We start from the raw sequence: 9,355 nt of genomic DNA on the forward strand, positions 1-9,355 counted from the left end.
TACGAGGGCCCGGGCCCGGCACGCCGAGAGCACGCACCTGACGCCGCGCGGCCCGCCCTCCGGGCGGACGACGGGAGTTTGACGACAGGACCTAGTCCCGGTGGCGGCGGTCTGACGCATCCGCCGCGGGCCCATGAACCGGCCCACAACCGCCCTCGACGCCCCGCTCCTTCCGAGGGAACCGCGGGCGTCGGGGGCTCCGATCGTCCCGACGATTCCACGGAAGGCGCCATGACCCGCTCCGTGTCAGCCTCCAAACTGCACCCTCCGGTCCAGCCTCCGCACGTCCTGACCCGTCCGCGTCTCCTGCGCCGGCTGGACGCCGCCACCGAGCCGGTGATCGTCCTTTCCGCACCGGCCGGTGCCGGAAAGACGGTGCTCCTGACCGAGTGGTCGCAACACCTGACGGCCGGCGGAGGGTGCGCCTGGCTCAGTCTGGACGTACACGACAACGCCCCGGGCCGGCTCTGGGACGGCATCCTGCTGGCGTTGCACCAGGTACGGCCGGCCTTGCCGGTGCGCCTCGACAGCGACGAGTGGACGCTCGACGTCTGGCTCGAGGAGATCCTGCCGAACCTCGTGACCGGACTCGGGGCACAGGCACCACTCACCCTGATCCTCGACGGAGTGGACTCCCTCACGGACGCCGACGCGGTGCGCAGCCTGGCGGACCTTTTGGCGGGGGTTCCCGAGGGAATGCGCATCGTCTTGTCGACCCGGCATGTCGTGGGGGCGCCGCTGCCCTCCCTGCGCGCCCGGGGTCTGGTCGCCGAACTCGGCCCCCACGACTTGCGCTTCACCACCGAAGAAACACAGGCGGTGCTCACCGGCCTGCTCGGCTGCGCCCCGACCGCGGACACCCTCGGTGCGCTGTACGAGGCCACCGAGGGCTGGGCGGCAGGACTGTGCGTCATGGGGCGCGCCCTCGCCGGCGCGGCGGACAAGGCCGCCGCGGCAGAGGCGGTGGTGCGCGGCATGCGGGCAATGTCCGATTACGTGGCCACCGAGGTGGTCGACCGGCTCACTACCGAACAGCGCGAGTTCCTGGTGCGCACGAGCGTGCTCGACCAGCTGAGTACCGGACCGTGCCAGGCGCTCGCCGGGGACCGGGCGGGTGTCCTGCTGCGCGAGCTCGCGCGCACGGTCCAACTGCTTGAGCCGGTCGCGGCCCAGCCGCCGGCGTACCGGCCTCACCGGGCACTGCTTTCGCTGTTGAGCGACATGCTGGCGTCCGAAGGGCCGGATGCGTCGGTGTCCCTGCACCGGGCGGCGGCGCAGTGGTATTCCAGGCGGGGACACACGGCCGCGGCGGTACGGCACGCGATGCTGAGCGGCGATGAGGCCTTGGCCGGCGCGTTGGTTCTCGCCGACTGGGAGGAGGCGATCGCCGCGGGCCGTAGCGCTGCGGTGTCCCATTGGCTTCGCCTCTTGCCGCCCCGAACGGTCGCCGCCGACGCGCGACTGTGCATCGTGGCCGCGATGGCCGCTCTCTCCGGCGGTGCTCCCGAAGCGGGCAGGCACTGGCTGGATGTGGCACAGCTCAGGCAGAGGGGAGCGGAGACGGTCGGCGAAGGCAGCACGGTGGCCGACGCGGCGACCGTGGCGCAGACCATAGCCTGCTGTCTGAAGGGGGAGCTTCTCAGTGCTGACCGCCTCGGCGCATCGGTCGTCGCCGGCACCGTGCCGCTGACTCCCTGGCGTGCTCTCGCCTGTACGGCCCGTGGGACCGCACTGCTGTGGACCGGCCGGTACGAGGAGGCGGAGGCGCTGCTCGGCGAGGCGACCCGTGACGCGCGTGCCGCCGGGCACGGCCTGGCGCTGGTCCGCGCACTGGGCTCACGGGCGGTGTGCGCGCTGCTGGCCGAGCGTCACGAGCAAGCGCGCACGCTCAGCGAGGAGGCCCTCCGCGCGGCGGCAGCGGCCGGACTGGACGGGCACTTCGTCGCCGTGTCCGCCTACCTCGGCCGGGCTGGTTCCCTGCTGCGGGAAGGCTCCGTGGAAGAGGCCGAAGAGGCTCTGGCCGGCGCGGAAGCGGCGCTGTCGGGGCCGGACCGGGCCGGAAGCGAACCCCATATGCGCGCCCTGTGTCACTTGACGCGGGCACGACTCGAAGGTGCGCGGCGCAACAGGCAAGCGGCGCGGGAGGCCCGTGAGGCGGCCGAGCGGGCGGCGGCCCGGTGCGAGGTGCCGGGGGTGCTGACGGGCCTGCTGGCCGGAGCCGACGGGGACACGGTCGTGGTGCCGGTCGTGCCCGGCCCTCAGGACCTGTCGCTGGGTGAGCGCCGGGTGCTGCGGGCTTTGTGCGGTCCGCTGACGTTGCGGGAGATCGCCGCTGAGCTCTACGTGTCCCACAACACCGTGAAGACCCAGGTACGGGCGATCTTCCGGAAGCTGGACGCGCACGACAGGAGCGCTGCGGTCGCCAGGGCCCGGGAGTGCGGTGTGCTCTGACCCGGGCCCCGGCATCCGCTTACGAGGCGTCCTGGCGTCGGGCGTAGTCCGCCTGGGCCGAGTACGCGGTGTCGTCCTGCTCAGTGCCCACGGCGTCGATACCGCAGACCTTGCGTGCGAGGTCCGCGACGGGGCCGCTCGGGGACAGTTCCGCGCGCTTCATGGTCAGGGTGCGGATGGCCAGCAAGGGAGTGCCGTTGAAGTTCTCGAAGGTGCTGATGCGGTCGCCCCAGTCGGACAGGAACAGGTCGCGGATCACGCGGCTGATCTTCAGCCGGTCGTGCGGCCTTCCGACCGGCCCGGTCTGCAGAGCCTCCAGCCAGGGCCGCAGCTCGGGCCGCTGCCACTGTCCCTCGGTCGGGAAGATGAGCGAGGCCCGGCCCGCCAGGTCGATGACCTCGTTGACCATGCCGGAGATGTTCTCCAGGTAGTAGGCCCGCCCGAAGTCGAACATCAGCACGTTCGGCTTGTAGAGGCCGCCTGGAGTGGTGAACCCCTCGTCCTCCGAGGCGATCACGTGCGCCTTGAGTGTCTGGTGGAAGCCGGCGAACCGGGCGATCCGGGCCTGGACCGGCGGAAGTTGGTAGGTGCCGATGTGCTCGGTGATCAACAGGGTCAGACCGAGCATCAGCTCGGCGCGCACCATCTGCCGGACCAGGGCCTGGTAGTGCAGCCAGTCGAAGACGCGCTGCGGGTACAGCGACGCGTGCTGGGGATTGCCGATGTGGAACACCCGGTTCCAGGGGATGAACACGTCCTCGAACACGATGACGCTGTCCAGTTCGTCGCCCTGCGAGGCGAGCGGGTGCTCGATGTCCTCGCCGTCCCGGACGTTGCTCTCCCGGCAGATGATGGTGACGCCGGGCGTGCTGGGCGGCACGGCTGCGAAGATCACCTGTTCCGGCAGGATGCCCGGGCGGTAGAAGACGCCGATGTGGATCCAGTCCCCGAAGGCCGCGCCGGTGCCGATCGCCTTCACGCCGCGTACGGTGATGCCCTCCTTCGAGGTGCTCACCACGCGCAGGGCGGGGGACTCGGCCTGTGCGGACTCGCGTGAGCGGTCCGTTTGCGGGTCGACGAAGGCCGGCGTCGCGTTGAGGTCGCCCTCCCGCATCATGTTCCAGAAGTCGGTGATTCCCTCGGTGAGGTCCCTCCCGTCGGTGCCGACGGCCTGGCTGCTCCAGGGCTCCGGGTCGTCGACGTAGGTGAGCAGTACGTAGTTGTTGACGTCCGGAGTGCGTGGGACCGCCCCGCCGCCGAGTTCCCTCAGCACCGTCTCCATGTAGCGCCGCTTGCGCCGCAGGTCCTCCTTGGTGCGGTGCTGGAACCACGTCATGGACCGCCTGACGCCCGCCTCGTCCACGAACGTCATCACGTCCTCGAGGTCCGGGCGGTGGTGCAGGTCGTAGAAGTCTGCGAGCCTCCGGGCGTACGCCCGGGTCTTGGGGTGCGTGGCCACGTTGTCGACGAGCTCGTCGCCCACCCACACCGTGCGGCCGTCGTTCAGCGCCGCCAGGTATTCCTTGCCTGTACGCACGTCGTGCTCCTCTCCGGGGCAGGATTTGTGGACGTCCCGGAGCATGCGTCGCGCCAGGGTGAGAGGACGGTGCGGAGTCGGCAATCACCCGGGTGATTCCGTCGGCCCCCACAGAACCGGCGTTGAGAGGGGATGTGGCGATGCGGCATGCTGGCCGCATGCACACCGCAGACTCCGGGGGCCACCGGGACCGTGCCCCCGGACCCCGGCCATGACCGTGCCGCGTCTGCGGGGACGCGATCACGAGATGGCGGTTCTCCGGGCGGCTCTGGACGCGGTGCGCGGCGGACGAGGCGCCTGCGTCGTCGTGGCAGGCGCGCCCGGAGCCGGCAAGAGCCGACTGCTCACCGAGGTGGACACGCTGGCGCGGCGAGGCGGATTCGACGTGGTGCCCGTTCGGGCCGACGAGCTGGACCAGTACGCGGCCGGGGCCGCCCTGCAGTCCGCCCTGCAGTCACCCGGAGGTTCCCACCGGGTCACCGCGGCCACCGACGACCAGCGTCTGTGGCTCCTCGACAGCATCACCGACGCCCTGGAGGACCGGGCCCAGCGCGCCCCGGTGGTCGTGCTCGTGGACGATGCGCAGTGGGCTGACCCGGCCACGCTCTTCGCACTGCGCACCCTGCCCGGGCGACTGGCCGCATCCCGGATCCTCTGGGTGCTGGCAGTACGGCCGGAGGCCGAGCGGCCCATCGTCGCCAGGATGCGGGAAGACCTTGACCGCCTCGGAGCCCGGCGGTTGACCCTCGGCCCGCTACCGCAGAAAGAACTGCGGCACATCGCAGCCGATGCGCTCGGGGCCACGCCGTCACGCGAGCTGACCACACTGCTGCGAGGCATCGCGGGCAATCCGTACCTGGCGATCGAACTGGTGCGCTCCTTCGCCGACGCTGATGCCGGCAAGGGGGAAGGGGGCGTCGCCGGCCTCCCGCGCCATGACCTCCCCGTCGGCTTCCGGCGCAGTGCCGCCGCGCGTCTGAACAGGCTCCCGGAGGACGCCGTGCGCCTGCTCCAGATCGGGTCCGTCCTAGGCCGCGAATTCGACCTCGGCATCGCCGCCCGCATGCTGGGCAGGCAGGTCGGCAGCCTGCTGTCCGGCGTCGAGGCCGCTCTGGCGGCCGACCTGCTGACGGCCGACGGCCCGCGGCTTGCCTTCCGGCACGACCTGGTCCGCCAGGCCCTCCACGAGAACCTCCCCCCGGCCGTACGAACCGCTCTGCACCGGGAAGCGGCCGACACCCTGCGCGCCGCCGGGGGACGACCCGCGGAGGTGGCCTGGCACGTCGTGATGTCGGGTGGCCCGGTCGTGGACGACTCCGTGACCACGCTGCTCACCGCCGTACGGGACCTCTCGCCGACCGCCCCGGACGCCGCTGCGGACCTCGCTCGGCGAAGCGCCGGACTGCTGCCCCCGCACGACAGGCGCCGCATCGCCCTGCTGACCGACGCCGCCGAGTACCTCGGCCGGACACGCCGGGTGCACGAGGCGCTTGATCTGGTCGACGCCACCTTGTCGGAACGGCTGGAGCCGCCGCAGGAAGCATCCCTGCGCCTGGTGGCCGCCGAGATCCACCAGGCCGCGGGCGATCACGTCGCGGCGATGGCACACCTTCAGCGGGCCCTGGCCCTCCCTGCACTGCCACGCGACCTGCACGTCCAGCTACTGAAGACCAAGGCCACGGGTCACATCTACCTCGGAGAGATCAGCGCTGCCGAGCAGACCGATACCGGTCTGGTCGAGGCCGCCTACCGCCGGGGCGATACCGCTCACGTCGTCAGTGCCATGATGTTCCAGTCGCAGACGTCCTTCTACCGCGGGCGCCTGGCCCGGGCCGTTGACCTTGCCGAGCGAGCCACCGCACGTGCGGACATGGAGCCGGCCGCGCTCCACCTGCGGCCTCCGCGCATTCCGGCGCTGTGGCTGGCCACGGTACTGACCGCCACCGACCGGCTCGGGGACACCGAACGGATTCTGCGGGAGGGGCAACGCGAGGCCGAGGCCCTGGGCCTCGGCTGGTCACTTCCACACTGGCATGCCTGCCGCGCCTGCGCACTGCTCGAACAGGGAGCGCTCGACGATGCGGCCGTGGAGGCGGAGGCCAGTCTCACGGTCGCGGACGAACTCGAGATCACACGGGGGAACGCGCAGGTCCGGTCAGTGCTGGCACTGGTGGAGACCAAGCGCGGTGACCTCGCCAGGGCCAGGGACCATCTACGCGCCGCCGACGTCGACACCGGTGCGAACAAGCAGTCGTGCGGTCCCTGGGTCTCGCTCGCGCGGGCCTGCCTGGAGGAGGCGGAAGGCCGGGGCGCCGCAGCCGCGATGGCACTCAGGGGCAGCTTCGGAGGGGGTGAGGTGACGCCGCTCCTCGTGCTGCCTCCCTCCCACTGGCCCGAGATCGCGCGCATCGCTGTGAGCGGCGGCGACAGGTCCGTAGCACAAGCCGTGTCCGGCGCACTGCGCGGCCTCAGCGCTCAGGACGACAGCCAGAAGATCGTCGGGGCGGTCCGTGCCCACGTGAACGGCTTGCTCCAGAACGACCTCTCCGAACTGGCCTCCGCCATCGCAGGCTTGCGAAAAAGTGGCAGGCCGCTGGCCCTGGCGGCGGCCTGCGAAGACCTCGGCACGCTCCTGGCCACCTCGGCCGATGCGGAGGCCGCGATCCCCTACTTCGACGAAGCGGCTCAGCTGATGACGGAATCAGGAGCCGTGCGCGACCGCGAACGGCTCAAACGGCGCCTCCGGCAGCTCGGCGTGCGCTCCGGCGCCCCCCGCCCTCACACGACTGCCTCTCCTGGGTGGGGCCGGCTGACGGAGTCGGAGCGGAAACTGATTCCGCTCGTCGTGGAAGGCCTCACGAACCGGGCGATCGCTGAGCGGCTCTTCGTGTCCGTGCACACCGTCAACACGCACATGAAGCACATCTTCACCAAGCTCGGCATCAATACGCGGGTTGAACTGACTCGGCTGGCGATGGAGCAGGGCGGCACCGACGGCGAGTCCGACTGAGCGTGCCGGCGACCGGCAGGGAAACGGCGGCAAGGATCCCGTGGACGGGCGACGCGGGGGCGGCCGGTTCGTCTGATGCCGGTGGTGACGGCAGCCGCAGGCCGGAGCGGTCGGCCGCGGTTTCCCCGCGGGCGCGCGCGGCGGATACCGCGGGCAGCTCCGCGCCGCTGTGGCCGCCACTGCTCCGTCTTGCTCCGCGCCTGCCACGGCGCGTGTCCGGGCCGGTTTCCCTCTGCCCACGGCAGCTGTCGCTGCCCCGACCGGTCTGTTGCTCGCGCGTGACGGCGCCCGTTGACGCACCTGCCGTGCCGCGGTGGCGCGTGGTCGGAGCAGGGGTGGTGGTCAGTTGCGTGGCCCGCCGCTTCGAGTCCGCTTCACGGCGGCAGTCAGGTGACTGAAGCACACGTGCCGTCCCCCGGACCACCATGCGAGGCGACGTAGTCATCCCGTGTCCCTGCTCCTAACGGCGGAAGGCTCCCTCATGGCACCGCCGTGCCTCCTGCCGGCCGTTCTGTCGTGCCCGCCCCAGCCTGACCCACGGCGCTGCTGCCGACCACGGGCGGCCGGCTTCACACCGGACCGGAAACCGGCACCGAGACCATGCCCGAGCTATACGGCCACAACGGCCCTGACCGATCTGCTTCGAGCGGCCCCTCGCGGTGATCCGGCTCACCGCCGACAGCGGCTCATCGCACCGAGCCAGGCCGCCAGGCCACGTTCCCGCACCCCCCGAGCAGCGCACCTACAGGGAGGAAGCACATGCCCGAGCCCATGACCCCGTACACCGGATTCGACCGGATGCCACTGGCCGGCACCTGGCGCTCAGGCGGCACCGGCAGGGTGCTGACCGACAGCAACCCGTACAGCGGCGAGGTCCTCACCGAGATCGGCTCGGCCGGCACCGCGGACGTCGACCTCGTCTACCGCGCAGCCCGCGATGCGCAGCGGGAGTGGGCGCGGACCCGTCCCGAGCAGCGCGCAGCGGTCTTCGAACGGGCCGCGGACATCATCAGGCGGCGGGCCGGCGAACTGGCTGACTGGCTGACTGGCTGACGCGAGAGATCGGAGCCACACGTGACCGAGCGGGTGTGGAGGTGGCCATCACCGCCGCGGTCACCGCCGCCGCTGCCGGCCACACCGCCGAGGTCGTGGACCGGGTCGGCTCGGACGTCCCCGACAAGGAGAACCGGGTCTACCGCAAGCCCGCCGGGGTGGTCACCGTCATCAGTCCCTGGAACTTCCCGATGTACTTGTCCAACCGGTCCGTCGCCCCCGCCCTCGCGCTGGGCAACGCCGTGGTGCTCAAGCCTGCCGAGGACTCACCCGTCACCGGTGGACTGCTGCTGGCCAAGGTGTACGAGGAGGCCGGGCTACCCCCGGGACTGCTCAGCGTCGTCGTCGGCCGCGGCCGGGACATCGGCGACCATCTTGTCCAGCACGACATTCCCCGGGTGATCTCCTTCACCGGTTCCACGCGCGTGGGGCAGGGCATCGCCGCCAAGGCGGGCCTGAAGAGACTCGCGTTGGAGCTGGGCGGTAACGGTCCGCTGGTCGTGTTGGACGACGCCGACCTCGAACACGCCGTGGATTGTGCCGTGTTCGGCAGCTACTACCATCAGGGCCAGATCTGTATGGCGACGAACCGGGTCATCATCGATGCATCGGTGTACTACGAGTTCGTCGACCGGTTCGTCGAGCAGGCCCGCGCTCTGCGCACCGGCGACCCGCGGAACGCGGAGACCCAGATCGGACCCGTCATCAACCACACGCAACTGAACAGCGTCCGCGACAAGGTCGCGGAGTCCGTGGCAGGCGGGGCCAAGCCGTTGCTCTTCGGCGAGCCGCAAGGCCCGGCCGGTCTCGTTCTGCCGCCGCACGTTCTGCTCGGCGACAACTACGTGACCACGGCCGCTGAGGAGGTCTTCGGCCCCGTCGCCACACTCATCCGCGCGCACGGCGAGGACGATGCCCTTCGGATCGCCAACGACACCCGCTACGGCCTCTCCAGCGGCGTCTTCACCCGCGACGTCGAACGCGGCCTGCGCTTCGCCCATCAGGTGGAGGCGGGTATGACCCACATCAACGACACGACCGTTCACGATGACGTGCACGCTGCTTTCGGGGGCGAGAAGGCCTCCGGTATCGGCCGCTTCGGCGGCAGGTGGGTAGCTGAGGACTTCACCACGCACCACTGGATCAGCATCCAGCACAGGCCGCGCCGGCTGGTGTTCTGAGAAGCGTGGCAGGGCGGTGGGGGGCGGGCGCCCCCCCCCCCCCCCCCCCCCCCCCCCGGGACCCCCCCCCCGCGGCCGCCCGCCCCGCCGCGCCCGCCGCGGCGCCCCCCAGGGGGTGAGACC

General features: G+C 71.3%; 5 protein-coding genes. 4 read left to right on the forward strand and 1 reads right to left on the reverse strand.

Features of this window, described 5'->3' with window-relative positions; genetic code table 11:
* Positions 1 to 231 precede the first annotated feature (231 nt).
* Positions 232 to 2,451: a LuxR C-terminal-related transcriptional regulator gene (locus AB0L21_RS37715; RefSeq protein WP_365788565.1), complete on the forward strand. Its 2,220-nt coding sequence runs from the start codon at positions 232 to 234 to the stop codon at positions 2,449 to 2,451.
* Between the two features lie 19 nt (positions 2,452 to 2,470).
* Here AB0L21_RS37715 and AB0L21_RS37720 read toward each other — a convergent pair whose 3' ends face one another.
* Positions 2,471 to 3,988, reverse strand: coding sequence for a 4-hydroxyphenylacetate 3-hydroxylase N-terminal domain-containing protein (locus AB0L21_RS37720; protein WP_365711456.1), 1,518 nt, complete (start codon positions 3,986 to 3,988; stop codon positions 2,471 to 2,473).
* A 211-nt stretch (positions 3,989 to 4,199) separates the two neighbouring features.
* On the opposite strand from AB0L21_RS37720, the gene AB0L21_RS37725 reads away from it, so the two are divergent.
* From AB0L21_RS37725 to AB0L21_RS37735, 3 genes are all read left to right on the forward strand, one after another.
* Complete coding sequence (locus tag AB0L21_RS37725) at positions 4,200 to 6,998, forward strand: AAA family ATPase (RefSeq protein WP_365788566.1); 2,799 nt, start codon at positions 4,200 to 4,202, stop codon at positions 6,996 to 6,998.
* A gap of 759 nt (positions 6,999 to 7,757) precedes the next feature.
* Positions 7,758 to 8,051 carry an aldehyde dehydrogenase family protein gene (locus AB0L21_RS37730; protein ID WP_365788567.1) on the forward strand — a complete coding sequence of 98 codons (294 nt, stop codon included), beginning with the start codon at positions 7,758 to 7,760 and terminating at the stop codon, positions 8,049 to 8,051.
* A gap of 41 nt (positions 8,052 to 8,092) precedes the next feature.
* Entirely contained in the window at positions 8,093 to 9,232 is a 1,140-nt protein-coding gene (locus tag AB0L21_RS37735; RefSeq protein ID WP_365788568.1) for an aldehyde dehydrogenase family protein, read from the forward strand.
* Positions 9,233 to 9,355 lie beyond the last annotated feature (123 nt).

The organism is Streptomyces sp. NPDC052721 (assembly GCF_040678315.1).
Lineage (GTDB): Bacteria > Actinomycetota > Actinomycetes > Streptomycetales > Streptomycetaceae > Streptomyces.

Coding starts and splice junctions, on each gene's coding strand:
- AB0L21_RS37715 (WP_365788565.1), top strand. CDS start 232: ATGACCCGCTCCGTGTCAGCCTCCAAACTGCACCCTCCGGTCCAGCCT.
- AB0L21_RS37725 (WP_365788566.1), top strand. CDS start 4,200: ATGACCGTGCCGCGTCTGCGGGGACGCGATCACGAGATGGCGGTTCTC.
- AB0L21_RS37730 (WP_365788567.1), top strand. CDS start 7,758: ATGCCCGAGCCCATGACCCCGTACACCGGATTCGACCGGATGCCACTG.